Below are 25,427 nucleotides of genomic sequence, written 5' to 3'. Positions count from 1 at the left end.
TTACGCCGAATTTCGCGCCTGAATCAATCCGCCCGGTTGTGCTGATGATTCCAGCACGATTAAACGATGCGTGGGGTGACCATGCGAAAGCATATGCCGTCCCCAGCAACGCACTGACGAGAAGGAACGACAAAGCCATTCTGAACATCACCGCAAACTGGCAGCCTCGTCATATTCTGACAATGTCCGCAATCGGGTCGTTTCCGGCCCGTCCGCTCCTGGCACATCGCTAGCTCGGTAAAAGCGTCGCCAGATGGGGTGGAAAGCGGCCATTTCGTCAGCTACGCTAAGAGCGTGAAACAGGATCCTAGCTACCTGAAAAATCGAAGCCGTGCATTGCACAAGTCTTATCGCCGCAATCGACGCTTCCTAAACGTTTTCCTGGTTGTTTGGTCAGCGGTTTTCGCAGCACTGGCGTTGGCAGCGACTATTGATTGGATGGCTGCACTTGGTTGGGGCTTTTCACCCCGCGATGTTTGGGCGTTCTTAGGCTTCGCGGTCTTCGGCAGCGTGGTTTGGGTTTTCGCCACGCTAATCGCCAAGATGAACCTACGCTATATAAAACTCACCTATGGCCCTGATCCAAGCGAGAGCTCTGACAAAACCTAAGTAGCCAAAGTTCGCAATCGGGTCGTTAGCTGCCGGTCGGCTCATGGCACATTGCTAGCTTGGCATATCAGTCACGAACTGAGTGGAAAGCGGACGTCCCGATTTTGACTTGCCGGGCTTCAACTTCAAGCTCATGCTCATCGGATGAAGCATGCGATAGTGGGGACAGCGGCAACACTGTTATTGGGGTGCTCCGCGCCTGCGCGAGATCGCATTTACTTCTGCGACGAGACCGGAGCGGAGTTGGAGAACGTCTTTTTCAATACAGAAACCGGCGGGATGGTTTTTGACGATGTCGTCGGACAGCCGCTCCAATGTGATGGCTCCGATCTTTGCTTCGACGAGGGCAAGAAGACCTTTGTCCTTAGCTCTTCCGCTCAACCATCGGTTTCAAGGTCGACTGAATACGCATGGGGAACTGATACTTGGGTTCTCAACCGCCGGACATCCAAACTGAGCTATAAAACCGAGAATAGTGTCGTAACGAGCTGCTCGAAAGTGCCAGTAACCGGCACAAATTAGGCTGGTTCACCCCAACGCCCGCAATCGGGCCGTGAGCTGAAGGTCCGTTCCTGACTCGCGGCTAGGTCGGGGAGTTGTCGCGAACTGGGTGGGATGCGGACATTAGTGCTCGTCCAAACGCGGGTCCGGACCATAGCTGTTAGCTCCATCCGACCCCGGTAAGAGAAATAGGACTAAGACAGCGAGGGCGCAGAGAGACGCCGCGACACCCAGCGGACCAGTTTGCTGTGCAATGATTTCAGCAAAGTCGCCACGCATCTCCGTCAGCATGCGAGGGATATGCAGCAACACTAACAGCGGTAGGAGCAGTCCCCACCAGCCTGACTTGCCTTGGTCATGGAGTCGCCTGACGAAGAGGGCAAACATCGGGACCGTCAGCAGAAATTGAAAAACGTTTCCGAACAGCCAAGACGTCTCGAATGTCACGAACGTGCTGAGGGCGAAGTGGAGAACGACGCCGAAGAGGGCGCTGGCAATCCAGTAATAAACCAGTTCCGTTCGGCGCGAGCGGCCTGAGAAGTCGGTCACTCCGGTGACTGTCTTTCTAAGCAGTTGCGGGCTGTCCCCGATTGAATTGCTGTAAGCCATAGCGCCCCCGAAACCCACTCTGCCGACTCTCCCTAATGTCCGCAAGCGGGTCGTTATCGGCCCGTCCACTCCTGGCACATAGCCAGCTCGGTGAGAACTGCTTCAGATGGGTGGAAAGCGGCCATTCGGGTCTTTATCAGATCGTGCCATGCTGGACGCTCGACAATACAATATCCGTGATAAGGATGGTCGATACCTCTGCCCGTCCTGTGGCTTTCCCGGCTATTTCGAAGGCCAATCCTACGACGAACGCGGCGGAGTCATCGGAACTGGAATTTGCCCGTGCTGTGGGTGGGAACCGGGTTTCGATGACGATCCCGCCGCTAGCGGCGCGCGGCCCACGATCTTGGAGTCGCTTCGCCATTACCGCCGATGCCAGCCATCGCTAAATTCAAAGTGGCCGGGTAGGCCAGAAGATGTTCCGGCAGGCTGGGATGGCAGCGCGCAGATCGAACATCTTTTCGAGGTGGCTCCTCACGTCCGCTAGCGGGTCGTTAGCCGACGGTCAGGTCCTGGCAGCTACCTAGCTCGGTGAAGCTGTCACTAACTGGGTGGAATGCGGACCTTGACGCGGGTTCTTGCTCGGCCATTGTGGTGTGATGCTAAACTGGCTCAAACAATGCCGGTCTCGCCAGAAGACGCGCCGCGCAATTAGAACGGCGAGGGCTATGGCTGAAGACGGACAGCCGGTTGAGAGCATAATCCTTTATCTCAAGAATGAAGGCTTTTCGCAGGGTCTCACAAGCGTAACGCTCCAGACAATTGGTGTTGCCAACCCAAGTGACTGCAAACGAACGGTTATCGAAAGCGAACATTGGCGAGCATGCCGCAATGCTAATCGGTCTATCCAAAGCTCGCTGGAGAAATCCTTCGACTGATTGCGTCCGTCATCGGGTCGCTTATCGAGGTCGGCTTTTGGCAAGAGGTGCGATGAATAGATGCGACTTCAGTTGGGTGGAAAGCGGACAACGCGTTGATTGCTATCGACAGTTGCGTCGCGTCCCTGCGAGGCTCTACAGTCTCACAATGGCCAAACCTTGGATCATCGCACTTTGGATTGCGGTATTCGCAGCAGCCGGATGGCTCTGGATAAGTGGGCTACGATGGGAAGCAGTCGGCCTAGTGGCTTGCGGAGCTTTCTGGGAGGCAGTTCATTTTTTCGACCCCAGCAGAAAGGCCGATTGACTTGTTCCGGGTCGTTACCCGCCCGTCTGTTCTTGGCACCAGCCAAGCTCTGTAAAAACGTCGCCAGATGGGTGGAGAGGGGACACTGGGCTGTTTGCAACGCGACACCGCCGCCCGTCGAAGTCGCTTCAAGCTCTTACGAATGCGACAAGAGACATCACCGCCCAAAACCCGGAGATAATCATAACCCATGTTGCAACCGACTTTTTTTGAGAATCAGCTTCCGCTTTGCTTCGAACATACATCGCTGAAGCGACTAATCCCGACTGCGTGAAAGCAGTTAATGCGAGGGTGGTCGTCATACTGGCGCCAAATGACGATAGGACCGCGATAGTTAGGAGGAAGGTGAAAACGAATATACCGATGGCCTTCACAAAACCATTCATAGGGTTCGAAGCTTTCTTTTCCTGCAGCATGTTGCCGCACTAAATTACCCCCCGAACGTCCGCAACCGGGTCGTTAGCGGTCGGTCCGCTCGTGGCTCATTGCCACCTCGGCAGATCGGTCACGAACTGGGTGGGAAGCTGACGCCAGGATTGCATTCGAACAGATCACCCGATTAGGTTACGGGCAAGGGGATTGAAAGCCGTCCATATATTCCTCGAATGGCTCCAACCCCATCGATTGACGGAATTCTGGCATCCTAACCTTGTCTTCCAATTCCGATGCTACGCGCTCGCCCTCCTTACATTCGGTTTGGGTCGCGAAACGCTGTTTGCCCACTAGTTTCAACATCACCCGATCATAGAGGTAAGCATAATTGCGTTGCGACACCTCTCCCTTCTCGACCAGAGGCTCCATTAGGCGCAATACCTCAAGCTGCAGGACCGGGTCGTGATCCGCATGCTGCGCAAGGAGCCATGCCTGTTGTGACGCGCGCTCACCGACCATGGAGATTGTCGGCCACCCATGCTCCGCAATCACTTGCTTCAGCCATTCCGTGTTTTCTCGGTCGGTCCTGATTACCTCTCCTGCCAAAAGAGCAGAGAAGATCGGCTTCTGTTTGTCGTTCAGAACCGGTGTGCCCTTCTTGTAGTCTTGTTGCCAAACCCAGCTATACGCATGGCGATAGATCTGCTCGGCGGTCGTCCGATGGTTCAATTTATCTGCAAGCGACCTCGTCGTCGGACCCGCAATCTTCGTCGCTAGCTCTGTGGTGAACACCAGCGCATCGAAGACGGGCCTGGTAGTCGCAAGCATCTCGGCAAACTCATCGTAGCTCTCGTATGCATCGACGTCGGGCATAGCCGCCACTTCATCGCAAAGCGGGCGGGCGATGGGCAGATCGTCGAGACTTGGCTTGGGAACACCAAGCTCCTCGAGGCGGGCGAAGACTTCAAGCTTGGCATCCGTTGAACAAGCTTCAAGCCACCTCTGCACCGTTTGATAGTCGCGCTTCTGCCTTTCGCTGGCCCCCGGAAACGCGCCCTTCATCCAACCAAAATCGTCAGGCTCGAAATGTCCATCTTCGATATATGGAAGCAACGCGTCTGGTGCTTCCGGGGGTGCTGCTGCGAAAAGTGCAGCTGGCAAGGTAGCAAGCGCGATTGTCTTTATCATATTTCCTCTCATCGACCCGTTTGATTTAGTGGCCGGGCCAGCAAGCAGACGACTGCTGCATCAAGCTTTCGATGCCAATCCCTTTATCCATGACGTCGATGAACGTCGGCTATCGGCATAACGATCGCCGCATGAAAGCGACACGATGTGGGTGGAATGCGGTCATTCAAGAGGCAGGAGTATTCTTAGCCTTTTGGGGAATTCTTTGCCCAAGCGATATGGACTAGTCGTGCTCGATCCGGCGCATCATGACACCCGGCTTCAATCGTCTCTATTCGAAGTCCATCGTTCCCGCGAACGCGATAGAGAGACACGTCATCGCCAATAAATATCGCTCCGTTTGATGGAACTTCTTTCTCGTAGAATGCCTTCACCGCAGACGTGCTTTGACCGGTCGCGAAGGTAACTTGCATTCCTTCGCGATCTTCCTCCGCCAAGGCATCAAGAAATCCGTCGATTTAAGAAATGTCATACGTGAAAATAGGTGAGAAGGTCCCGCCACTGAAACCATGAGGGGGATTACCAAGGTTTTCGAACCGTTCGATGCATCGCCCTGCCGTCTCAGGCTCAACGTTGCCACAACCTGAGAGCGTAAGCCCCAGTAAGCCAATCAGCATTGGCCCCGAATTGCTAAACGACATTCACTCACCCTCCGATTTCTTAAGCCATTACAAACAGCTCGTTACAATGACTTATCGGTTTAACGGAACGCCAGCAACAAGGGCGTCACCTTGCGGTCTGCTATTGGCCCATCGGTAGCTCGAAGCGTTGTCAGCTGGGTCGATAATCGATACGCTCGATCTCTTCGGTGCCACATTGATGCGGGAAGTAGGAATACGTGAAGCAATGCCCGAAATGTGAAGAACGTCTACCGGTGAAGCTGATAACTCACCTTTTCGTTAGCGACACGCTCAAGTGCCCGAATTGCGGTTCGGAGCTACGCTTGGCAGGCTTCTTCAGCTTCATGATGTGGATCGGGTTGGCTCTCGTAAGTCTCATCGCCTATGGAGCGATCGAGAATCCGCTAGTTCAGATACTCGCTCTGCTCGCTTTGGGAGTGTTGGTTGCGGCCATTGAATTCCGCTATTCGAAATTGGAGGTTCTTCCCTGAGCTCTAGCGTCTAGTGGCAATGGGAGGATGTTCGCCAACGGGTCGTTAGCCGACGGTCGGCTCCTGGCACATCGCTGGCTCGGCAAAAGTGTCGCCAGATGGGTGGGAAGCGGACATCAGTCCGATGCTGACCGACGCCAGATAGTCTCGTAACCAGCGGGGGCGTATTCGTCTGGGCTGAGGCGATTGATGCAGGCGAAGCGGCGCTTCAGGTAGTTGATGACCGCCGTCTCAAGGCTCGGCGCGCTGACTTTAATCGCGCGACTGCTGTCAGCGAAAGGACCATAGATCGCCACCTTATCGACCTCATCGAGATACGCACGCGCCCACAGGTAGCCGTCATCGTTCTCAAACTCATAGACGACGTAATTGTAGCGCTCGACGAGCCTATCTCCCTCTCTGATTTCATCGACGTGATGCGAGATATTGACGGGCTGAATGTTATCGGCGTTATCGGCGTGAAGTTCGACGTCGACCACCGTTGAACCCTCCTGCAAAATCGTTCCAATGGTAAGAATTAGCGATAGCCGCACCCTCTTCGCGTCACGCTGCCCCGAACCGTTAATTTCCGCAATCGGGTCGCTTGCCGGCCGTCTGCCCTTGGCACCTTCCGGGCTCGTCGAGAGCATCGCAAAATGGGTGGTTAGCGGACACAAACGCACCGAGTCCGCCATCATGGGGAGCCAAATCCATAGCTCCAACTTAAGTGTGTGATCTTTGATTCTGAACTGACAACGCACAAAGTGCCACGCCTCCAGCTATCGTCGAACCACACCTCAATGTTTTGTGTTTTTGAATACTCGAAACCGTGACAAGATTGGGGCTTCGTCGATTCAACTCTATAGAATCCCGCCTTCCAAAAGGTCTTTTGGGCGGTCCATTGGACATCGCCGATGGTTACGCCGAATTTCGCGCCTGAATCGATCCGCCCGGTTGTGCCGATGATTCCAGCGCGATTATACGATGCGTGGGGTGACCATGCGAAAACATATGCCGTCCCAAGCAACGCACTGAGGAGAAGGAACGACAAAGCCTTTCTGAACATCACCGCAAACTGGCAGCCTCGTCGTATTCTGACAATGTCCGCAATCGGGTCGTTAGCGGCTGGTCTGCTTTCATCAGATTTTCCGGCAGAGCAGACATCCCACAGCCGATGGTCGGACAAGGACATTAGATTGCAAGCGTCGCTAGCGCCTCTTCAGCATCATCCCGCACTAGATGGCCATAGTGCCTCTCGATCATCGCAACACTCGTCCCTGATAGCTGCGCCACCGTCAGGATCGGCAAGCGAGCGCGTATCAGGTCCGTAATCACACTATGGCGCAGAGTGTAGGCTGATACGGCACCAGGCAGGCCCGTCGCCTTTACGGCCTCCTTGATCGGATACTTCCACGCATCCTTGTTCCACGGCTCGCCACCGGCGCGAGCAAAGATCGGCGCGGCTGGCAGCTTGGACTTCGTTTGCGCGTCGAAAAAGTCGGCAATCGCCTGCGGCATCGTCATCTGGCGCGGGTTACCATTCTTGTCCTTGCCGATGGTGAGCGTGCGGGTGCGCTTGTCAAAGTCACGCGCAGTAAGTGCGGCAAGTGCACCCGGACGGAGAGGCAAGTAGCTAAGCCCCTTCACAAAGGGTCGCACCTCGTCGCTAGTTGCATCAATCAACTTCCGCCGTTCATCCCGGTCTAGATACAAATCTCGCCGCTTGTCGGCACCCTTGAACGGTTTCAGCGCTTCTTGCCATGCAGCGTCGGTATTCGGAGCACCCGGTTTGAGCACCTGCGCAAGTGCGGCGCGTAACGGCACCATGTCGCGATTGACGGTCGATTTGGCTCGCTCTTTCCAGCGCCGCTCACCCTTTTTGCTTCGCGTAATCAAGGCCGGTGCCTGTTCCAGCCGCTTGCGCCACGCGCGCAGATGGTGTCGCCGTAATTTGTCGAGCTTCGCCTTAGCGATCGGGTCATTATAAACATGTCGCCGGAACACGCCTGCGGCAATCGAGCCCGGCTTTTGCTGTAAATAAGCTTCACAGGCGTCCTGAACAGTCACCATGTCGCGCGCACGCTCTCCGCCGCTCTCGACCAGTTCGGCCCAGCCTTCGGCTTCGACCTTCGCTTGCGTGAATACGTCATGGCCGGACAGCGCGCCAAAATCGCCTAAAGACTTGCGCCGATAGCCAGTCCCTTCGGGAACATATGCACGTGCGAACCACGTGCCACGATTGCCTTTCTTGGAAGGCCGGAAACCAACATAGCAGCCTTGACGCAATCGTTGCCAATGCGGCTCGTCACCCGCCTTCGGCTTCAGCTTCTCGCGTTCCTTGATGCGGCTCAGATCGGGCATTTATCGCAGCGCTCCAAAATCCATGAAAAAACCATGAAATACATAGGCGAACATCCCTAAACGCCTGCGATTGTTTTTACTGGATTTTAAGGTGCGTGTATAGCCGCGAATGTTCGTTTTCCCACCCTTCACACGGGTGGGGTCGCAAGTTCAATCCTTGCCGCGCCCACCATTCCCCGAACCAGATCGACCGCAACCTAAGACACGATTCGCGCGTGGCGCCGATCGCGCGCACGAAAAAGGCGGGCGCGACATGTCGCCGCACCCGCCTCTTCGCTATGGAACCGTGGTCAGGCCGAAACGGGTTCGCCCGTCTTGGCCTTGGTCGTGGAGACCGACTTGTCCTCGAGAGCCTTGGGCTTCGCGTCATCGGCCTGCTGCCGGTCGAAATACTTCTTCGCGAAATAGCCGCCCGCGCCCAATGCGATCATCGTGGGAAGGCTAATCCGGCGCAGCGCGCTGGCCGCAACCACGCCCAGCACGGCCCCGGTGGGCCCGCCGACTCCGCGTGCGTGTTCGGCAACCCTGCCGCCGACGAGTGCTCCGATCATCTTGCCAATCATAAATCAATTCTCCTTTGCCGCTCCAACGGTTGGAGGGTCGCCAGCGTTCCCCAATTCGTCGCGCCCTCGCACCCGCTTGAGGTGCGGCGCGAAAGGCTCCATAGCGCTGGCCATGCACGATATTCGCCTGATCCGGGACGATCCCGAAGGTTTCGACGCGGCGCTCGCACGGCGCGGACTCGAACCGGCCTCCGCCAAGATTCTCGCCCTCGATACCGAGGGCCGCGCGCTGACCACGCGCATCCAGGAAGCGCAGAGCCGCCGCAACGAGGCGTCGAAGGCGATCGGCCAGGCGATGGGCCAGGGCGACACCGACAAGGCCGAACAGCTCAAGGCCGAAGTCGCCGAATTGAAGCAGACCATGCCGCAGATGGAGGAGGACGGCCGCACGGTCGCCGCCAAGCTGACCGCCATGCTCGAAACGATCCCCAACCTCCCCGCCGACGACGTGCCGCAGGGCGAAGGCGAAGAGGACAATGTCGAGGTGTCGAACTGGGGCGAAAAGCGCGAGTTCGAGTTCGAGCCAAGGGAGCACGCCGATCTCGGGCCCGCGCTGGGCATGGATTTCGAGACCGGCGCGAAGATTTCCGGCGCGCGCTTCACCTTCCTGCGCGGCGGGATGGCGCGTCTCCACCGCGCGATCGCGCAATTCATGCTCGACCGGCAGATTAACCAGAACGGTTACACGGAATGTGCTCCGCCGGTGCTGGTCAACGACGCCGCCATGTACGGCACCGACAAGCTCCCGAAGTTCGCCGAAGACAGTTTCAAGACCACCGACGGTCGCTGGCTGATCCCTACCTCCGAGGTCAGCCTAACCAGTTCGGTTATGGGCGAGATCATCGACGACCTCGCCGAGCCGATCCGGCTGACCGCGCTCACCCCGTGCTTCCGCTCCGAAGCGGGTGCGGCGGGCAAGGACACGCGCGGCTTCATCCGCCAGCACCAGTTCGAGAAGGTCGAGCTGGTCTCGATCTGCCGCCCCGAGGATTCCGAGGCCGAGCACGAGCGGATGACCGAATGCGCCGAGGGCGTGCTGCAGGCGCTCGGCCTGCCCTATCGCAAGATGCTGCTGTGCACCGGCGACATGGGCTTCGGGGCGCGCAAGACCTACGACCTCGAGGTCTGGCTGCCCGGCCAGGGCGCCTATCGCGAGATCAGCTCGTGTTCGAACACCGGCGCCTTCCAGGCGCGCCGCATGAACGCGCGCTATCGTCCCGAAGACGGCGGCAAGAAGACCGATTTCGTCCACACGCTCAACGGTTCGGGCCTCGCGGTCGGGCGCACGCTGGTCGCGGTGCTCGAGAACTACCAGAACGAAGACGGCAGCGTGACCGTGCCCGAGGCGCTCAAGCCCTATATGGGCGGGATCGACAAGCTGGAGGCCGCGGCCTGATGCGCATCCTCGTGACCAATGACGACGGCATCAACGCGCCCGGCATCGCGGTGCTCGAAGAGATCGCGCGCGAATTCTCCGACGACGTGTGGGTGGTCGCCCCGGCCGAGGAGGCCTCGGGCGCGGGCCATTCGCTCACGCTCACCAGCCCGGTGCGGCTGCGCAAGCATGGCGAGCGGCGCTTCTCAGTCACCGGCACGCCGACCGACGCGGTCACGATGGGACTGAAGAAAGTGCTCCCGAGCCCGCCCGACGTGGTGTTGTCCGGGGTCAATCGCGGCGCGAACCTGGGCGACGACATCACCTATTCGGGCACCGTCTCGGCGGCGATGGAAGGAGCGCTCGCGGGGATTCGCTCGATCGCGCTGAGCCAGGTCTACTCGAAGGAGGGCATGGGGGACGACGTGCCGTTCGGGGCGGCGCGCGAATGGGGGCCGAAAGTGCTCGAGCCGCTGTTCGCCCTCCCGCGCCGCGAGCGCGGGCTGATCAATATCAACTTCCCCGCGATTCCCGCCAGCGAGGTCAAGGGCATCCGCGCGGTGCGCCAGGGTTTCCACGATTATGCCCGCGGCTCGGTGGTCGAGGGCCGCGACCCGCGCGGTTTCCGCTATTACTGGTTCGGCCTCCACGGGATCGAACACACGCCCGGTCACGCAACGGACTTGGAAGCGATCGAGGATGGCTTTATCGCGGTCACCCCGCTCCAGCTCGACCTGACCTGCGAGGCGGAATTGAGCGCGCTCGAGGAGACCTTCCCGCGGTGATCAATCGGTGAGCAGATCGTCGGCCAACAAGAAGGCGAGGCGCGAGCGCTTCCAGCCATTGAAGCGCGCGGTAAAGGTGCCGGTGTGGGCCGATATCGGCATCCGCACCTCTGCCGCGCTGTTCCTCGTCTTCATCGTCATCATGGTCCACTGGTGGGATCGCGGCGGCCTGGTCGACGCGGTCGACGGCGAGGTCAGCTTCCTCGACGTGATCTATTTCACCATGATCTCGATCACCACCACCGGGTTCGGCGACATCGCCCCGGTCAGCGACCGCGCGCGGCTGGTCGAGGCGCTGATCGTGACCCCGATCCGCGTGCTCGTGTTCGTCATTTTCGTCGGCACAGCCTACAACTTCGTCATCAAGCGCTCTTGGGAGAAATTCCGCATGCAACGTATCCAGGAACAGCTCGACGATCACATCGTCGTCCTCGGTTACGGGATCTCCGGCTCCGAGGCGGTCGGCGAGTTGATCGAACGCGGGATCGATCCGCATTGCATCGTCGTGGTCGACGGCAGCGAAGCTAGGCTCGAAGAGGCCGAGCGGCTCGGCTGCAACGTGCTGGTCGGCGATGCCACCCGCGACGAGACCCTGAAGGCAGTCCGGATCCAGCGCGCGCAGGCGGTGCTCGTCTCGGCCGGGCGCGACGATACCTCGATCCTGATCGTGCTGACCGTGCGCCACCTCGCGCCCAAGCTGCACATCTCGGTCGTCGTGCGCGCCGACGACAACGAACTGCTCGCGCGGCAGGCGGGCGCGAACAACGTCATCAACCCGGTGCGTTTCACCGGGCTGCTGCTCGCGGGATCGGCCAAAGGCGCGCATATCGCCGAGTACCTCGCCGACCTCGCCTCGGTCTCGGGCCGGGTCCAGCTGGTCGAGCGCGAAATCACCGCCGACGAATGCGGCAAGGCGATCTACGAGCTGACCACCGGCGGGCGCGGCCTGCGCGTCTATCGCGACGGCAAGGCGCTGGGCTTCTGGGAAGACGAGTGCCAGTCGCTGCGAAAGGGCGACGTGGTGGTCGAGATCATCCCGACCACCGACGGCGAGGAGCTGGGCGATGCGCCGGGTGTGGAGATCAACCCGCCCATGCCATCGGAGATCGAGGACTAGGCCCGCTCAGCCCAAGTAGGCGTGGACGAGCCCCATCGCGATATAGAACAGCAGCCAGTAGCCGGCATCGATGAAGAACAGCGCCTTGCTCTTCTGGCTGAACAGGTAGTTGGTCCCGATCGCGGGGACGATGAAGCCGAGCGCGACCCCGAAGGCCGTCAGCACCTTGACCGATATCGACAGGTCGGTCGCATAGGTCGCGAAAGTGTGCGCCAGCGTCCAGCTCGCCACCAGCGAGAAGGCGAAGGCGCCGCCGTAGATCAGGCCCATATTGCCGGACCTGACCTGCTCCTCGGTCAGCCCGACCGCGCCCATCCATTTCTTCCCCATCACGGGCCCGTACCAGATCCCGCCCACGACAAATCCCGCGAGCGCGGCCAGCACCACCGCCAGCCAATTCACGTCGAAGATGTTCATCCCGTTTTCTCCCCTCGGGCGACCCCAATCACCGTCTAGCGCAACCCGCGCGAAACGTGTAGTGGCGCGGCCCATCATGGCAACACGGATCGAAGACGCCCCGAAGGTGGGCATGGTCAGCCTTGGCTGTCCCAAAGCGCTGGTGGATTCCGAGCGCATCCTCACGCGGCTGCGCGCCGACGGCTACGCGATGAGCCCCGACTATGCCGGCGCCGACGTGGTGCTCGTCAACACCTGCGGCTTCCTCGATAGCGCCAAGGAGGAAAGCCTCCAGGCGATCGGCGAGGCGATCGCGGAGAACGGGCGCGTGATCGTGACCGGCTGCATGGGCGAGGATGCCGAGGCGATCCGCGCCGCGCACCCGCAAGTGCTCGCGGTGACCGGCGCACACCAGTACGAACAGGTGGTCGAGGCCGTGCACGAGGCCGCGCCGCCCGCGCGCGGACCTTTCGTTGACCTGATCCCGCAGCCCGACATCAAGCTCACCCCGCGCCACTACGGCTATCTCAAGATCTCCGAGGGCTGCAACCATAGCTGCGCCTTCTGCATCATCCCGCAATTGCGCGGGAAGCTCGCCAGCCGCCGCGTCGACGCGGTGCTGCGCGAGGCGGAGAAGCTGGTTGCGGCGGGGACCAAGGAATTGCTCGTCATCAGCCAGGATACCTCGGCCTACGGCGTCGATATCCGCCACGAGAGCCGCGACTGGAAGGGCAGCGATGTGCGCGCGCACATGACCGACCTCGCGCGCGAGCTCGGCGGCCTGCGGACGGCGGACGGCGTGCCGCCGTGGATCCGGCTGCACTACGTCTACCCCTACCCCCATGTCGACGCGGTGATCCCGCTGATGGCCGAAGGGCTGGTGACGCCCTATCTCGACATCCCGTTCCAGCACGCCGCGCGCTCCGTCCTGAAAGCGATGAAGCGCCCGGCGAACGAGGCCAAGGTGCTCGAAAGGTTGAAGGGCTGGCGCGAGATCTGCCCCGACCTCACCGTGCGTTCCAGCTTCGTGGTCGGCTTTCCCGGCGAGACCGAGGACGATTTCAAGTATCTGCTCGACTGGCTCGAGGAAGCGCAGCTCGACCGCGTCGGCGGCTTCCGCTTCGAACCGGTCGAGGGCGCGCAGGCGAACGACCTCCCCGATCCGGTGCCCGAAGCGGTCAAGGAAGAGCGCTATGCGCGGCTGATGGAAGTGACCGAGCGGATTTCCGCCGCCAAGCTGCAGGCGAAGGTCGGCAAGACGTTACCGGTGATCGTCGACGAGGTCGGCGAGCCCGACGAGGACGGCGATATCGGCGCGACCGCGCGCAGCCAGGCCGACGCCCCCGAGATCGACGGCGCGGTGTACCTGCGCAATGTCGCCGAGACGCTCGCGGCGGGCGATATCATCGAAGTCACCGTCGAGGACGCCGACGCGCACGACCTTTATGGCGTGCCGACCGCCTGAAGCATTACGCGCTCAGGCGCATTTGCGTTCGGGCACGGCGGACTCGCCGGCTTCCGGCGCCCGATCCTCGTCGAGGAAGAAATCGCGGATCCGCGCTGCGCCTTCGTCGCTCAGCCGGATGAAGTGGAAGCGGCTGCACCATTCGACCAGGCCGTCCGAGATCAGCTCCTTGGCAAGGTCCTCGACCACGCGCACGGTGGTTTCGATTTCCATCGCGACGTTGTGGGGAAGCGAACGCCGCCCCTGCACCCGGTTGCGATAGAGGATCATCAGCATGTCCCATCCGGCCTCGTTGAACATGCGGTTCGGGAACAGCTTGCGCCGCCGGGCGCGCTCGTCGAGCAGCCGTCCGGCCATCGCCGCGAGCAGCTGTTCGTGCTCATAGGCCAGCGCCGACGCGGTCGAGGGATCGGCGAGGTCGTTCTGGGCAACTTCCTCGCGGGCAAGGCTGTCGGCCATCCGCAGCAGCGACCAGGCATGCCGCGACATCTGTCGCGCCTGGTGCCGCAATTCGGCCACGTGCTGTGCTTTGCCCAATTTCCGTAACATGTATCACCAATGCGTAAAACGGCCGCGGAGACGACCAAGGGGCGGGATTTCAAGACCAGTCGAGTTCGAGGCGCGGCGTATCGTTATGCCGGCAATACGATTCGGGCTATGGCCCGGCGATGCCATTGAAAAGTCCCGCGATTTGGGGACAAGCGAGAGAAACGATTGAAAAAGAAACGATTTTTCTTTTCCAGCGTTCAATCCAACTCGTATTGCAAGAATTAAAGGGGCCAGATTGAAGATTCACTGAACGACGCCTTCAGAATTGGCCCATTGAGGACGAGTAATGATGCAGGACACCATCGCCGCCATCGCCCGATTGGATGATATCGCGCTGGTTTGCGACTACGTGTTGCGCGCGTGCCGAAAATTCGGCCCGCGGGCTGCGTCCTACCACCTCACGCCCCGCTTCGCGCGCCAGACCGCGCCCAATATACAATTGTGCAGCGAAGGCGCGCCCGAAGCCTGGAAACTGCTCTATCGCGATCCCGCATTCCGGTCGATGGACCCGATCCCCGATTACATCGTCGAGACGGGCCGCACGATGACACTCCGATCGGCGATCGCGGGGATACGCGAAAGCGGCGAGGCGACCGAGGAAAACGAGCGTTACTTCGCAGCGATGGCCGAACACGGGTTCGACCACGGCGTGGGAATCCCGCTTTACGGCCCGCATAATCGAAAGGGGTTTGCCGCATTCGCCTTCGACGAAGCGGTCGGGGTGAAGGACGACAGGGTCAGCGCGGTCGAGGCCTTGGCGAAAGCGGCCCATCATCGCATCTGCGAATTGCTCGAAACGTCCGAGCAGCACGCCGTCGGCCTCTCGAAGCGCGAACAGGAAGTGCTCGAACAGATCGCCGCGGGCTGCAGCAATATCGAGATCGCCGCGCGGCTCGGGATCTCGCCCGAGACGGTGGGGACCTACGTCAAGCGCCTGTTCGACAAGCTCGACACGCGCGACCGGATCGGGGCGACGGTCAAGGGGCTCAAGCTCGGCCTCATCTACGCCTGACGAAGAAAGAAGGCGCCCCGCGGGGGAAGAGACCGCGGGGCGCCAGGGCCCGCCCGCAATGGCGCCCCGCTTGGAGGGGGGTACGCGGGGCGCCGGAGGGGTAGGGTTGCCGAAACGGATCAGGGGGTTTCGGAACCCTCGGGGGCGGGACGGTCGGCGGGTTGCGAACGGGCCGTCGCTTCGCCCTGACCTTCGCCCGCGACCAATGCGTTGCCCGAGACGCTGAGCGCGTCGGAGCCGATCACCTGCGAGGTCTCGCCATTGCTGACGACCAGCTGGCGGACCTGGCCGCGACGGTCGGCGACCACTTCGCGCACCTCGCCGAGCGGAGCACCCGAGGGGGCGAAGACCGGCATGCCGGGGGCGACCGCGAAGGCGCCTTCGCCCGCCGCCGCACCGCTGCCGGCCGCGGCGAGCATCTGCTGGCCGAGGCCCAATGTGCCCGAACCGGCGCCCGAGCCGCTGCCGGTGGCGCTAGCCGACCCGGACGCCGCCCCGCCAGCGGCGCCCCGCGCCGCCTGTGCGGTACCCAGTGCCTGTGACGTTACACCCTGCGCCGCGCCGCGCGCGGTCGCGGTGGTCCGGCCGACCAGCGAACGCGCGCCGTCGGTGCCGATGAGCTGCGCGCTCGCGCTGCCTTCGCCCGAGGCGTTGCCGCTGCCCGAGGCCTCGCCGCCGACCGGACCGATCGGGGCGTTGAGCACGCCGGCAACCGCACCGGTCGCGCCGCCATTGGCACCGCCATCGGCATCGACCCGGCCGCTGCGACGATCGACGCGGGCATTGCTGCGCGCATCGCCGCGCGCCGAACCGCGACCGGTGAGCACGCTATCGACCGGGCCGAGCGGGCCGTTCGACAGCGTGCCGGTCACCGTGCCGGTCGCGCCGCCGAGGATACCGCCGCTGCCGCCGAGGACCTGCGCAGCTGCCGGGGTTGCGGGGACGAGGGCCACCGCTGCGATCGAGATGAGTAGCTTGTTCATGTCGTTTCCTTCCTGTGTTTCGCGCGGCGTCGCGGCCGCTACAGTGAGGAAACGGATGCCCGGCGCGGCTTAATCCACGCCGCTGCAAAATTTTTCGAAAATTACTTGCGACCGCCGCAGGAGCCGCACAGCAGGCCGCGCCCATAGGCGTCGTCGGGCCCCTTCTTGCCGAGGTCGCGCGCCTCGCGATCGAGCGCCGGACGGACCTTGCGCCCCGCGGCGATGGCGGCGGCGGCGCGCACCGCGACCAGCGGCGTGGCGAAGGATGTGCCGCGCATACGGCGACGCTTGCCCCGCGCATCCCAGGCATCCACTTCGCCCGGAGCCGCATAGTCGAGATGCAGTGCGCGTCCGGCTTCGATCAGCGCCCGGTCGCGCCGATCGACCCCGGTGACCGCGATCACGCCGTGATAGGACGCGGGGAAGGCGGGCGGCGCGGCCGGACCGTCATTGCCGACCGCCGCGACCAGGGTCACGCCCTTGCGCCGGGCCGAAGCGATCGCGCGGCCGAGCACGGCGTTGTTCGGGCCGACGAGGCTGATCGACACCACCTGTGCACCTTCCTCGACCAGCCAGCCGAGCGCGCGCGCCATGGCGAGCGCATTGCCGCCCGCCTTGTCGCTGCCATAGACGTCGGCGACGCTGATGCGGCGCGCGCCCTCGCCCACCAGCAAGCCCGCCACCGCGCTGCCATGGTCGCTTGCACGCGGGGCGCCGCTGGCGAAACCGCGGATATTGCCGATCCCGAGCCGCTTCGCCGGGGCACCGTCGATGACCCCGATATGGGTCGCGATCGTCGGCGGGGCCGGGGCGGGAGCCGCAGGAGCCGGCGCGCTTTCGTAACCGGCGGTGAAATAGAGATGGTCGGGCGAGATCTCGGCTCCCGGCGCGAGCCGCTGCACCAGCGCCTGCGCCTCGGCGAGACTCATCGTCCGGGGGACCCGGATGCTCACCAGCGACAGTTCGATCCCCGCGATATCCTCGCGCGCGCCGATCGCGAAGCCGCCGGTCGACAGCGCATCGAGCGTGGCGGCACTAGGATCGAGCAGCAGCAGCACGCCGCGCCGCGCGGGCGCGCCCTCGCGGTCGCGTTCGATCGCGTCGCGATTGCGGCGCACCAGCCGGTCGATCGAGCGCAGCCTTTCGCGCGCCAGGTCCTCGGCGGTCTCGAGCAGCGGGTCGGCGGTCTCGCGGACCGTCTCCGCCAGCCCGCCGACCACGCCGTCGACCGGCGGCAGGCGCGGCACCGCGACCTGCGCGGCGACGGCCTGCGCCGCCAGCGCGAACGCCACCGCAAGGATTATCGACAGTCGCTGCATGGGGACACCTTTGCCTTTTTCACATTTACCATGGATTAAACGGCCCGCGCGCTTCGTTTAATCCCTGAAAGGCGGAAAACTGGCCGACACGTTCGAACAGTCCATGCTCGAGATCCTGCCCCGGTTGCGACGGTTCGCGACCGGTCTTGCGGGGCATCCGAGCGACGGCGACGACTTGTGCCAGATGACCGTGGAACGCGCGCTCGCCAACCGTGCCAAGTGGCAGGAGGGCACGCGCCTCGACAGCTGGATGTACAGGATCATGCGCAATATCTGGATCGACGAAACCCGTTCCCGCGCCCGTCGCGGCCAGACCTTCGTCGATCCCGACGCGGGTGAACGCGTGGGCGGCGAAGGCGGCCAGGAAGCACGGGTCGAGCTGAACAATATCGACCGCGCGATGCAGAAACTGCCCGACGACCAGCGCGAAGCCGTGCTGCTCGTGATGGTCGAAGGCTATGCCTACAAGGAAGCGGCCGAGATCGTCGGCTGCCCGGTCGGCACGCTCAATTCGCGGCTGGTGCGCGGGCGCGACGCGCTGATGCAGATGATCGGAGACGCGGCATGACCCCGACCCCCGAACAGATCGCCGCCTTCGCCGACGACCAGCTCGACGGCGAAGAGCGCGACGCGGTCGCCACCGCGATCGCCGCCGATCCCGCGCTGCAACGCCAGGTCGAGGCACATCGTGCACTGTCGGCGAAGCTCTCGGCGCATTTTGCCCCGCTGATGGACCGCGAACTGCCCGAGACGCTCACCGCGCCGCTCGAGCCGGGCGAGGCCGAAGTGGTCGATTTCGCCGCCGCGCGCGAGCGCAAGGAAACGAGGCGCACGATCCCGCGCTGGGGCTGGATCGCCGGTCCCGCCCTCGCCGCATCGCTCGCGCTGGCGGTGGTGTTGCCGCGCGGCGGATCGGACGATGCTCCGGGCGCGCTTTCTGGCGAGCTCGCCAGCGCGCTCGACAGCCAGCTAAGCGCGACCCAGCACGCCGATGCCGACACGCGCATCCTGCTGAGTTTCGCCAATGCCGAAGGCGATTACTGCCGCGCCTTCACCGCGCCCGAGGTTTCGGGCATCGCCTGCCGCGAGGCCGATGGCTGGCAGCTCGAGCGGCTCGCCACGGGCAGCGAGGCCGGCGCGAGCGAGTATCGCCAGGCCGGCAGCGACGTGTCCGATATCCTCGCCGCGGCGCAGGAGATGGCAAGGGGCGGCGCGCTCGATGCCGAGGCAGAGGCGGCGGCCAGGGCCAAAGGCTGGCGCGACTAGTCCCCTTTCCGTTCGAAGCCGGACACAAAAAAGGCGGCCGTTGCGGGCCGCCTTTTTCATTGGGTCGCCCTGCCTCAGTAGGCGAGGCGGAAGCCCTGCTTGGCCATCGCCTCGATATAGGCGATCCGGCGCTTCTGCAGTTCGTTGGCATAGCGCTCCCACGAGCGGCGCTCGTCCTTGATGCTGTCGGCTTCGCGCAGCTTTTCGTTGAGCTTCTTCTGGGCCTTGATCACGTCGAGCCGGTAGTCGAACCACAGCTCGTTCTCGATTCCGGCGATCGGCACGTTGATGATCGCGCGTTCCTCAACGCGGGCATATTCTTCTTCGTAGGTCATCGGCGCCTCGGTCCCGGCGGCCACCGGGGTGGCGAGCGAAGCGAAGGCGGCGAAGGCGAGAATGGCGGTCTTTTTCATCGGTCTGTTTCCCTGGTTGCGGCCCGCCTGGCGGGGCCTTGCATGCCGGGACAACGGATCACGCAGCGGCGATAATCCATCGCGGGATAAATTTTTTGCCTCGCCGCCGAAGCTAGCTTACACCAGTGTCAGCAAGGAGAGACGCATGACCGATACCACCGTTCCCGATTTCGACGTCCTGATCGTCGGCGCAGGCATTTCGGGCATCGGCATGGCCGCGCATCTCGAGATGATGTGTCCCGACCGCACCTACGGGCTGCTCGAACGGCGCGAGAAGCTCGGCGGGACGTGGGACCTGTTCCGCTATCCCGGCATCCGCTCGGACAGCGACATGCACACGCTGGGCTTCGCGTTCGAGCCGTGGACGCACGAGAAATCGATCGCCGACGGGCCCGCGATCCTCGAATACCTCCATCGCATCGCCGACGAGCGCGGGATCCGCGACCATATCCGCTTCAACAGCAAGGTCGTATCGGCCGATTTCGACGTCGACAGTGCGCGCTGGACGGTGACGCTCGAAGGCGGCGACATCGTCACCGCGAACTGGCTCTATCTCGGTTCGGGCTATTACGATTACGACGAGCCGCACGATGCCGGGTTCGACACCAGCGGCTTCGGCGGCCAAGTGATCCACCCGCAATTCTGGCCCGAGGATCTCGACTATGCGGGCAAGAAGGTGGTGGTGATCGGATCGGGCGCGACCGCGGTGACGATCGTTCCCTCGATGGCGGACAAGGCCGCGCACGTCACCATGCTCCAGCGCACGCCGACCTATTACTTCTCGCGCCCGGCGAAGGACGGGCTCGCCAACTGGCTGCGCAAGGTGCTGCCGGCCGAGACCGCCTACAAGATCACGCGCTGGAAGAACGTCACGATGCAGGACATCGGCTTCAAGCGCGCGCGCAGCAAGCCGGAGAAGGTCAAGGACTTCCTGTTCAAGAAGATCCGCGCCGAGCTCGGCGACAAATTCGACGAACAGGCCTTCACCCCGCCCTACGATCCGTGGGACCAGCGGCTGTGCCTGGTGCCCGACGCCGACCTGTTCCGTGCGATGCGCGAGGGCCGCGCGAGCATCGCCACCGGCCATATCGAAAAGTTCGAGGAGCGCGGTATTCGCCTTAAATCGGGCGAGTTGGTCGAGGCCGACATCATCATCACCGCGACCGGGTTGAAGCTCGCCATGGCGGGCAAGATCGACGTTTCGATCGAGGGCGAGCCGGTGAAATTCGAGGAGCGCTTCTACTACAAGGGAGCGATGTTCTCGAACCTGCCCAACCTGTCGGCGGTGTTCGGCTATCTCAATGCCAGCTGGACGCTGCGCGCCGATCTCGTCTCCGAATATACCTGCCGCGTGCTCAACCGGATGGCCGAGAAAAGCGCCGATCTCGCCACCCCCGTGCTGCCCGACGACCATGGCCTGGAAGAGGACGACATCTTCGATTTCTCCTCGGGCTACATCCAGCGCTCGAAGCACATCATGCCCAAGAACGCGACCGCGATGCCGTGGCGGCTCAACCAGGAATATGTCCGCGACCGCAAGGACATGAAGACCGGCGCGGTCGAGGACGGGATCCTCGCCTTCGGCAAGGCGAAGGTTGCTCCCGACGCGAAAAGCGAAACGCTCGAGCCCGCCGAATAGCCCAAAGAGTAGCCAGCGCCGCATCGGCTCCCTAAATCCGCGCCATGTCCGATTCCCGCATCTACACCGCCGCGCTGATCGTGATCGGCGACGAGATCCTGTCCGGCCGCACCCACGACAAGAACATCGCCCAGATCGCCAGCTGGACGCAGGTGCAGGGCATCCGCCTGTCGGAGGTGCGCGTGGTACCCGACGTGCTCGAACGGATCGTCGAGGCGGTCAACGCGCTGCGCGAGGGCTACGACTATCTCTTCACCACCGGCGGGATCGGGCCGACGCATGACGATATCACCGTCGATGCGGTCGCCGCGGCGCTGGGCGTCGACGTGATCGTCCATCCCGAGGCGCGCGCGATCCTCGAGCAGTACTACGCCGACAAGCCCGGCGGGCTGACCGAGGCGCGGCTGAGGATGGCGCGCGTGCCAGAGGGCGGTGAGCTGATTCCCAACCGCATGTCGGGCGCGCCGGGCATCAAGCTGGGCAATATCCACCTGATGGCGGGCGTGCCGCACATCACCGCGGGGATGCTCGACGCGCTCACCGGCACCCTCGAAGGCGGCACCCCGCTGGTCGACGAGACGATCGGCTGCTGGACCGCCGAAAGCGAGGTCGCCGATATCCTCCGCCAGGTCGAAAAGGCGCACGAGAAATGCCAGATCGGCTCCTATCCCTTCTTCCGCGAGGGCAAGGTCGGCGCCAATTTCGTGATCCGCTCGACCGATCGCGACGAGCTCGGCAGTGCGGTCGATACGCTGTGCGATGCGCTCGCCACGGCCGGCTTCGATTTCACGCCCGGCGGTATCTGAGCACTCTACGGGAACTTTGCCGCCAGACTGACCCGTATTGGGACAATTCGGCGTTAATCTCGAGTTACCGCCAAATTCAACGGCTTAATTCCTTGCAACCGCTCGGTTAATCTCTACCACGCACCATGCTGCCGCGAACTTCTTCGGGGTAGCAGCCGCGGGTGTTCTTTTTTGGACCGAAGCGACGGGCGCGGAGGGGGCAGCAATGGTCCCCGGGCAAACGTTGCTTTGCGGACGGGAAACAGGGGACGCAAACGGCTTTCTGGTCCGTAATCAGGAAGAGGTTTACCAATATGAATTCGATGTACACGAAGCAGCTCGCAGCTGCGCTGCTGGCCGGCTGTGCCGGCTCGGCCATGCTTATCGCCACGCCTGCCGCCGCGCAGGAAGCGTGTCTTACCGACACCAACAACAACGGAATTCTCGATGCCGGTGACGGCGTCAACGGCGCAACAGCGGTCGGCGACGACGCGCTGGCTTGCGGTGAGAATTCGACTGCCAATGGCGAAGACAGCACGGCCGTCGGTTCGGAATCGTCCGCCAGCGGCGCGAGCGCGACTGCCGTCGGCACCGAGGCCAACGCTTCGGCGCTCCAGGCTACCGCGATCGGTCGCGGCACCAACGCGACGGGCCTCGGCGCGACCGCAGTCGGCGCCTTCGCCACCGCGCTCCAAGAAGGTGGCGTTGCCATCGGCTACACCGCGCGCGCTGTGAACAATGACGACGTGGCCGTCGGCCGCGATGCCGTCGCCAATGGCCGTCAGGCTGTCGCCATGGGTCGCAACGCCACCGCCACCGGCATCGGTGCGACGGCCATGGGCGGCTTCTCCTTCGCCACCGCCGATTTCGCCTATGCCAGCGGCTACAACGCCTTCGCTTCGGCCGAGCGTGCGATCGCGATCGGCTATCGTTCGCGTTCGTCGGCCGACGATGCGATCGCCCAGGGTACCGACGCCAACGCTTCGGGTCGCCAGGCCATCGCGCTCGGTCGCAACGCGACCGCTTCGGGCATCGGTTCGATCGCGCAGGGTGGCTTCACCTTCGCGACCGGCGATTTCTCCTATGCCAGCGGCTACAACGCGGTCGCCTCGGGCGAGCGTTCGGTCGCGATCGGTAACGAAGCGACCGCCGAAGGCACCGATGCGATCGCCATCGGCAGCGGCGACGGCACCGGCAATGGTCGCCTGACCCGTGCCAGCGGCCCGTCGACCACCGTCGTCGGCGGCCAGGCCTTCGCCATCGGCGCCGGCGCGACCGCCTATGGCTGGCGTTCGGAAGCCACCGCGCAGCGCGCGACGGCGATCGGCCACCTCGCGATCGCCAGCGGCGAGTTCTCGACCTCGCTCGGCGAAGCCGCCAACGCCTCGAACACCTACGCCACCGGCCTCGGCTACCTCGCCAACGCCACCGGCCGTTCGGGCACCGCCGTCGGCGCCTCGGCGCAGGCGCGCGGCGACTTCTCGACCGGTCTCGGCAATGCCGCCTTCGCCACCGGCACGCGCTCGACCGCGGTCGGCGTGCTCGCCAACGCTTCGGGCGCGAGCTCGTTCGCCGCGGGTGACTCGGCCAACGCCTCGGGCAGCGCCTCGGTCGCCATTGGCAACCTCGCGCGTGCAACCGGTGCAAACTCGGTCGCGATCGGTAACGGCGCGACCGCGACCAATGCCGGCCAGGTGGTGATCGCCGGCCTCGGCACGAGCACGTCGAGCCAGACCGGCACGATCTTCGCCGTGACGACCGACACCAATGGCACGCTGGGCCGCACCGCGCTGGCCACCTCGGCCTCCGTGGCGAGCAACACCGCCGCGATCGCGTCGAACACCGCGCTGATCGGGACCAACACTGCCGCGATCAGCGCGCTCGGTGCCCGGACCACGACGCTCGAAGCGCTGACCGCGCAGAACAGCATCGACATCAGCCGCGCCAACGAAGGCGTCGCGATGGGTCTCGCGATGGAAAGCCCGGCCCTGCCGGCAGGCACCAATTTCGGCCTGTCGGGCGGCGTCGGCTACTTCGCCGACCGTGGTGCCGGTACGGTGGCGCTGAGCGCCCGGGTCGGTGACAACGCCTCGATCTCGGCCGGTCTCGGTGTCGGCTTCGACAGCGGTGAAGTCGGCGCCCGCGGCGGCTTCCAGATCGCCTGGTAACTCAACCTGCGGACCAGGATGAGTGGGGCCGGGGTGCGCAAGCACCCCGGCCCTTCTCTTTTGCGCAATCCAAATGCTGGCCGCTGCAGCGCGCCGGCCGGCAGCGCGAACGTAACTGGCACCGTACGGCGCGTCAGCGCTCGCCGCGGTCGTATTCGTCCTGATCGAGTTCCTCGCGCAGTTCGCGCGCGCCGCGTTCGGCCTTGCGCACCGTGCTGTCGGGGGCCTGCTTGTTCCTGACATAGGCCCAGATGATGAATCCGATCAGCAGGATCGGACCGAGGATCGTGGCGAGGCTCCAGAGAGAGGACATGGTCTTTCCTTTCGGGCAATTGCTTGCAGCTTCACCCGATCAACGCCTGCCCATCTCCTTTTATCCAAAACAAAGGGCCGGAGGATTGCTCCCCCGGCCCCTGTAATCGGCATATCCGATGATATGGTGGCTTACGCGCCCTCGACTTCGGAGAGGTCGAGCTTGAGGCCCGGGCCCATCGACGAGGTCAGCGAGACCTTGCGGACGTACTTGCCCTTGGCGCCCGACGGCTTGGCCTTGACCACCGCTTCGGTCAGCGCCTTGAAGTTGGCCTTCAGCGCGGCATCGTCGAAGCTCATCTTGCCGATGCCCGAGTGGATGATGCCCATCTTCTCGACGCGGTATTCGACCTGGCCGCCCTTGGCGTCCTTGACGGCCTGCGCGACGTTGGGGGTCACGGTGCCGAGCTTCGGGTTCGGCATCAGGCCCTTGGGACCGAGCACCTTACCGAGACGGCCGACGACGCCCATCATGTCGGGCGAAGCGATCACGCGGTCGTAATCGAGGTTGCCGTTCTGCATGTCTTCCATGAGATCTTCGGCGCCCACGACGTCCGCACCGGCTTCCTTCGCCGCGTCGGCATTGTCACCGCGCGCGAACACCGCGACCTTGACGTCCTTGCCGGTGCCCGAGGGCAGCGACACGACACCGCGGACCATCTGGTCTGCGTGGCGCGGATCGACGCCGAGGTTCATCGCGACTTCGACGGTCTCGTCGAACTTCGTCATCTTCTCGAATTCGCGCAGCACTTCGAGCGCTTCGTCGAACGAGTAGAGCTTTTCGCTGTCGACCTTCTCGGCGACGAGCTTCTGCTTCTTGGTCATCGTGCCCATGATCAGCCCTCCACCACGTCGAGGCCCATCGAGCGCGCGGAGCCCTCGATGATCTTCATCGCCTGCATGATATCGTTGGCGTTCAGATCCTTCATCTTCGCTTCCGCGATTTCCTTGATCTGGCTCGCCTTGATCGTGCCGACCTTGGTCTTGTTCGGCTCGCCCGAACCCTTCTTCACCTTGGCGGCCTTCTTCAGCATGTAGCTGGCGGGCGGCGACTTGGTTTCGAAGGTGAAGCTGCGATCGGCATAGACCGTGATCTTGGTCGGGATCGGGGCGTTCTTTTCAAGGTCCTGCGTGGCGGCGTTGAAGGCCTTGCAGAATTCCATGATGTTGACGCCGCGCTGACCGAGCGCAGGGCCGATCGGCGGGGAGGGATTGGCGGTGCCGGCGGGCACCTGAAGGTTGATGTAACCTTCGATTTTCTTGGCCATGATGGCCTCCTTTTCGCACTGTCGCCCGGCGCGAAACCGGGCTCATGTTAAGCGGTCCAGACGGCGCCGTCGCCGGCGCCTCCCGCGTGGATTTCCC

26 protein-coding genes and 1 tRNA gene are annotated in these 25,427 nt (G+C 63.1%); 13 read left to right on the top strand and 14 right to left on the bottom strand.

The window, feature by feature from the left end; genetic code table 11:
* Window positions 1-294 precede the first annotated feature (294 nt).
* Window positions 295-609 (top strand): hypothetical protein, encoded by a 315-nt coding sequence (locus T8S45_RS01510; RefSeq protein WP_322294423.1) that lies wholly within the window; start codon window positions 295-297, stop codon window positions 607-609.
* Between the two features lie 624 nt (window positions 610-1,233).
* On the opposite strand, the gene T8S45_RS01505 is transcribed toward T8S45_RS01510, so the two are convergent.
* The 3 genes from T8S45_RS01505 to T8S45_RS01495 all read right to left on the bottom strand — a co-directional run bounded on the left by T8S45_RS01505 (window position 1,234) and on the right by T8S45_RS01495 (window position 4,464).
* Window positions 1,234-1,719 (bottom strand): DUF805 domain-containing protein, encoded by a 486-nt coding sequence (locus T8S45_RS01505; protein WP_322294422.1) that lies wholly within the window; start codon window positions 1,717-1,719, stop codon window positions 1,234-1,236.
* A gap of 1,313 nt (window positions 1,720-3,032) precedes the next feature.
* Window positions 3,033-3,320, bottom strand: coding sequence for a hypothetical protein (locus tag T8S45_RS01500; protein ID WP_322294421.1), 288 nt, complete (start codon window positions 3,318-3,320; stop codon window positions 3,033-3,035).
* 148 nt (window positions 3,321-3,468) lie between these two features.
* The gene (locus T8S45_RS01495; protein ID WP_322294420.1) at window positions 3,469-4,464 is read right to left on the bottom strand and encodes a DUF6624 domain-containing protein; all 996 of its coding nucleotides are present in this window, start codon (window positions 4,462-4,464) and stop codon (window positions 3,469-3,471) included.
* Window positions 4,465-5,407: 943 nt separating this feature from the next.
* On the opposite strand from T8S45_RS01495, the gene T8S45_RS01490 reads away from it, so the two are divergent.
* Window positions 5,408-5,575: a hypothetical protein gene (locus tag T8S45_RS01490; RefSeq protein ID WP_322294419.1), complete on the top strand. Its 168-nt coding sequence runs from the start codon at window positions 5,408-5,410 to the stop codon at window positions 5,573-5,575.
* A 116-nt stretch (window positions 5,576-5,691) separates the two neighbouring features.
* Here the strand turns inward: T8S45_RS01490 and T8S45_RS01485 are convergent, their stop codons facing one another.
* Both T8S45_RS01485 and T8S45_RS01480 read right to left on the bottom strand, forming a co-directional pair.
* Window positions 5,692-6,252, bottom strand: a complete 561-nt coding sequence (locus T8S45_RS01485; RefSeq protein ID WP_322294418.1) for a hypothetical protein — start codon at window positions 6,250-6,252, stop codon at window positions 5,692-5,694.
* A gap of 493 nt (window positions 6,253-6,745) precedes the next feature.
* Window positions 6,746-7,915 (bottom strand): tyrosine-type recombinase/integrase, encoded by a 1,170-nt coding sequence (locus T8S45_RS01480; RefSeq protein ID WP_322294417.1) that lies wholly within the window; start codon window positions 7,913-7,915, stop codon window positions 6,746-6,748.
* Window positions 7,916-8,006: 91 nt separating this feature from the next.
* Here T8S45_RS01480 and T8S45_RS01475 point away from each other — a divergent pair.
* A tRNA-Leu gene (locus T8S45_RS01475) sits at window positions 8,007-8,087 on the top strand.
* 118 nt (window positions 8,088-8,205) lie between these two features.
* Here T8S45_RS01475 and T8S45_RS01470 read toward each other — a convergent pair.
* Window positions 8,206-8,478 carry a hypothetical protein gene (locus T8S45_RS01470; protein WP_322294416.1) on the bottom strand — a complete coding sequence of 91 codons (273 nt, stop codon included), beginning with the start codon at window positions 8,476-8,478 and terminating at the stop codon, window positions 8,206-8,208.
* Between the two features lie 112 nt (window positions 8,479-8,590).
* On the opposite strand from T8S45_RS01470, the gene serS reads away from it, so the two are divergent.
* Genes serS through T8S45_RS01455 form a run of 3 tightly spaced genes read left to right on the top strand, consistent with a single transcriptional unit; the run spans window position 8,591 to window position 11,755 of the window.
* A complete protein-coding gene (serS, locus tag T8S45_RS01465) occupies window positions 8,591-9,874 on the top strand; it encodes a serine--tRNA ligase (protein ID WP_322294415.1) in 1,284 nt (427 codons plus the stop codon).
* Window positions 9,874-10,638, top strand: coding sequence for a 5'/3'-nucleotidase SurE (surE, locus tag T8S45_RS01460; protein WP_322294414.1), 765 nt, complete (start codon window positions 9,874-9,876; stop codon window positions 10,636-10,638). Before serS ends, surE begins: the two co-directional genes overlap by 1 nt.
* A gap of 7 nt (window positions 10,639-10,645) precedes the next feature.
* Window positions 10,646-11,755 carry a potassium channel family protein gene (locus T8S45_RS01455; RefSeq protein ID WP_322294413.1) on the top strand — a complete coding sequence of 370 codons (1,110 nt, stop codon included), beginning with the start codon at window positions 10,646-10,648 and terminating at the stop codon, window positions 11,753-11,755.
* Between the two features lie 6 nt (window positions 11,756-11,761).
* On the opposite strand, the gene T8S45_RS01450 is transcribed toward T8S45_RS01455, so the two are convergent.
* A complete protein-coding gene (locus T8S45_RS01450; RefSeq protein WP_322294412.1) occupies window positions 11,762-12,172 on the bottom strand; it encodes a DUF1761 domain-containing protein in 411 nt (136 codons plus the stop codon).
* A gap of 76 nt (window positions 12,173-12,248) precedes the next feature.
* Here T8S45_RS01450 and rimO point away from each other — a divergent pair, with 76 nt between their 5' ends.
* Window positions 12,249-13,616, top strand: coding sequence for a 30S ribosomal protein S12 methylthiotransferase RimO (rimO, locus tag T8S45_RS01445; RefSeq protein WP_322294411.1), 1,368 nt, complete (start codon window positions 12,249-12,251; stop codon window positions 13,614-13,616).
* 12 nt (window positions 13,617-13,628) lie between these two features.
* On the opposite strand, the gene T8S45_RS01440 is transcribed toward rimO, so the two are convergent.
* Window positions 13,629-14,165, bottom strand: a complete 537-nt coding sequence (locus tag T8S45_RS01440; protein WP_322294410.1) for a hypothetical protein — start codon at window positions 14,163-14,165, stop codon at window positions 13,629-13,631.
* Between the two features lie 286 nt (window positions 14,166-14,451).
* On the opposite strand from T8S45_RS01440, the gene T8S45_RS01435 reads away from it, so the two are divergent.
* A complete protein-coding gene (locus T8S45_RS01435; protein WP_322294409.1) occupies window positions 14,452-15,177 on the top strand; it encodes a helix-turn-helix transcriptional regulator in 726 nt (241 codons plus the stop codon).
* Window positions 15,178-15,296: 119 nt separating this feature from the next.
* Here the strand turns inward: T8S45_RS01435 and T8S45_RS01430 are convergent, their stop codons facing one another.
* Complete coding sequence (locus T8S45_RS01430) at window positions 15,297-16,160, bottom strand: hypothetical protein (RefSeq protein WP_322294408.1); 864 nt, start codon at window positions 16,158-16,160, stop codon at window positions 15,297-15,299.
* A gap of 101 nt (window positions 16,161-16,261) precedes the next feature.
* Entirely contained in the window at window positions 16,262-17,479 is a 1,218-nt protein-coding gene (locus T8S45_RS01425; protein ID WP_322294407.1) for a S8 family serine peptidase, read from the bottom strand.
* Window positions 17,480-17,582: 103 nt separating this feature from the next.
* Between T8S45_RS01425 and T8S45_RS01420 the strand changes: the two genes are divergently transcribed.
* Both T8S45_RS01420 and T8S45_RS01415 read left to right on the top strand, forming a co-directional pair.
* Window positions 17,583-18,047, top strand: a complete 465-nt coding sequence (locus T8S45_RS01420; protein WP_188641304.1) for a sigma-70 family RNA polymerase sigma factor — start codon at window positions 17,583-17,585, stop codon at window positions 18,045-18,047.
* Window positions 18,044-18,745: an anti-sigma factor family protein gene (locus T8S45_RS01415; RefSeq protein WP_322294406.1), complete on the top strand. Its 702-nt coding sequence runs from the start codon at window positions 18,044-18,046 to the stop codon at window positions 18,743-18,745. Before T8S45_RS01420 ends, T8S45_RS01415 begins: the two co-directional genes overlap by 4 nt.
* A 74-nt stretch (window positions 18,746-18,819) precedes the next feature.
* Here the strand turns inward: T8S45_RS01415 and T8S45_RS01410 are convergent, their stop codons facing one another.
* Window positions 18,820-19,158: a hypothetical protein gene (locus T8S45_RS01410; protein WP_322294405.1), complete on the bottom strand. Its 339-nt coding sequence runs from the start codon at window positions 19,156-19,158 to the stop codon at window positions 18,820-18,822.
* Between the two features lie 145 nt (window positions 19,159-19,303).
* Between T8S45_RS01410 and T8S45_RS01405 the strand changes: the two genes are divergently transcribed.
* The 3 genes from T8S45_RS01405 (at window position 19,304) to T8S45_RS01395 (ending at window position 23,750) form a co-directional block, all read left to right on the top strand.
* The gene (locus tag T8S45_RS01405) at window positions 19,304-20,797 is read left to right on the top strand and encodes a flavin-containing monooxygenase (protein ID WP_322294404.1); all 1,494 of its coding nucleotides are present in this window, start codon (window positions 19,304-19,306) and stop codon (window positions 20,795-20,797) included.
* Window positions 20,798-20,841: 44 nt separating this feature from the next.
* On the top strand, window positions 20,842-21,603 hold the full coding sequence (locus T8S45_RS01400; RefSeq protein ID WP_188641300.1) for a competence/damage-inducible protein A: 762 nt from the start codon (window positions 20,842-20,844) through the stop codon (window positions 21,601-21,603).
* 302 nt (window positions 21,604-21,905) lie between these two features.
* A complete protein-coding gene (locus T8S45_RS01395; protein ID WP_322294403.1) occupies window positions 21,906-23,750 on the top strand; it encodes a YadA-like family protein in 1,845 nt (614 codons plus the stop codon).
* A 133-nt stretch (window positions 23,751-23,883) separates the two neighbouring features.
* Here the strand turns inward: T8S45_RS01395 and T8S45_RS01390 are convergent, their stop codons facing one another.
* The 3 genes from T8S45_RS01390 to rplK all read right to left on the bottom strand — a co-directional run bounded on the left by T8S45_RS01390 (window position 23,884) and on the right by rplK (window position 25,330).
* Window positions 23,884-24,063, bottom strand: a complete 180-nt coding sequence (locus tag T8S45_RS01390) for a hypothetical protein (protein ID WP_322294402.1) — start codon at window positions 24,061-24,063, stop codon at window positions 23,884-23,886.
* Window positions 24,064-24,194: 131 nt separating this feature from the next.
* A complete protein-coding gene (rplA, locus tag T8S45_RS01385; RefSeq protein ID WP_322294401.1) occupies window positions 24,195-24,896 on the bottom strand; it encodes a 50S ribosomal protein L1 in 702 nt (233 codons plus the stop codon).
* Window positions 24,897-24,898: 2 nt separating this feature from the next.
* On the bottom strand, window positions 24,899-25,330 hold the full coding sequence (gene rplK, locus T8S45_RS01380) for a 50S ribosomal protein L11 (protein WP_188641296.1): 432 nt from the start codon (window positions 25,328-25,330) through the stop codon (window positions 24,899-24,901).
* Window positions 25,331-25,427: the final 97 nt, after the last annotated feature.

This window comes from Pseudoblastomonas marina (genome assembly GCF_034374265.1).
In the GTDB taxonomy this organism is placed as follows: Bacteria; Pseudomonadota; Alphaproteobacteria; order Sphingomonadales; family Sphingomonadaceae; genus Alteriqipengyuania_A; species Alteriqipengyuania_A marina.
The sequence above is the reverse complement of the archived record's forward strand: the minus strand, read 5'-3'. Positions and strand labels throughout refer to the sequence as shown.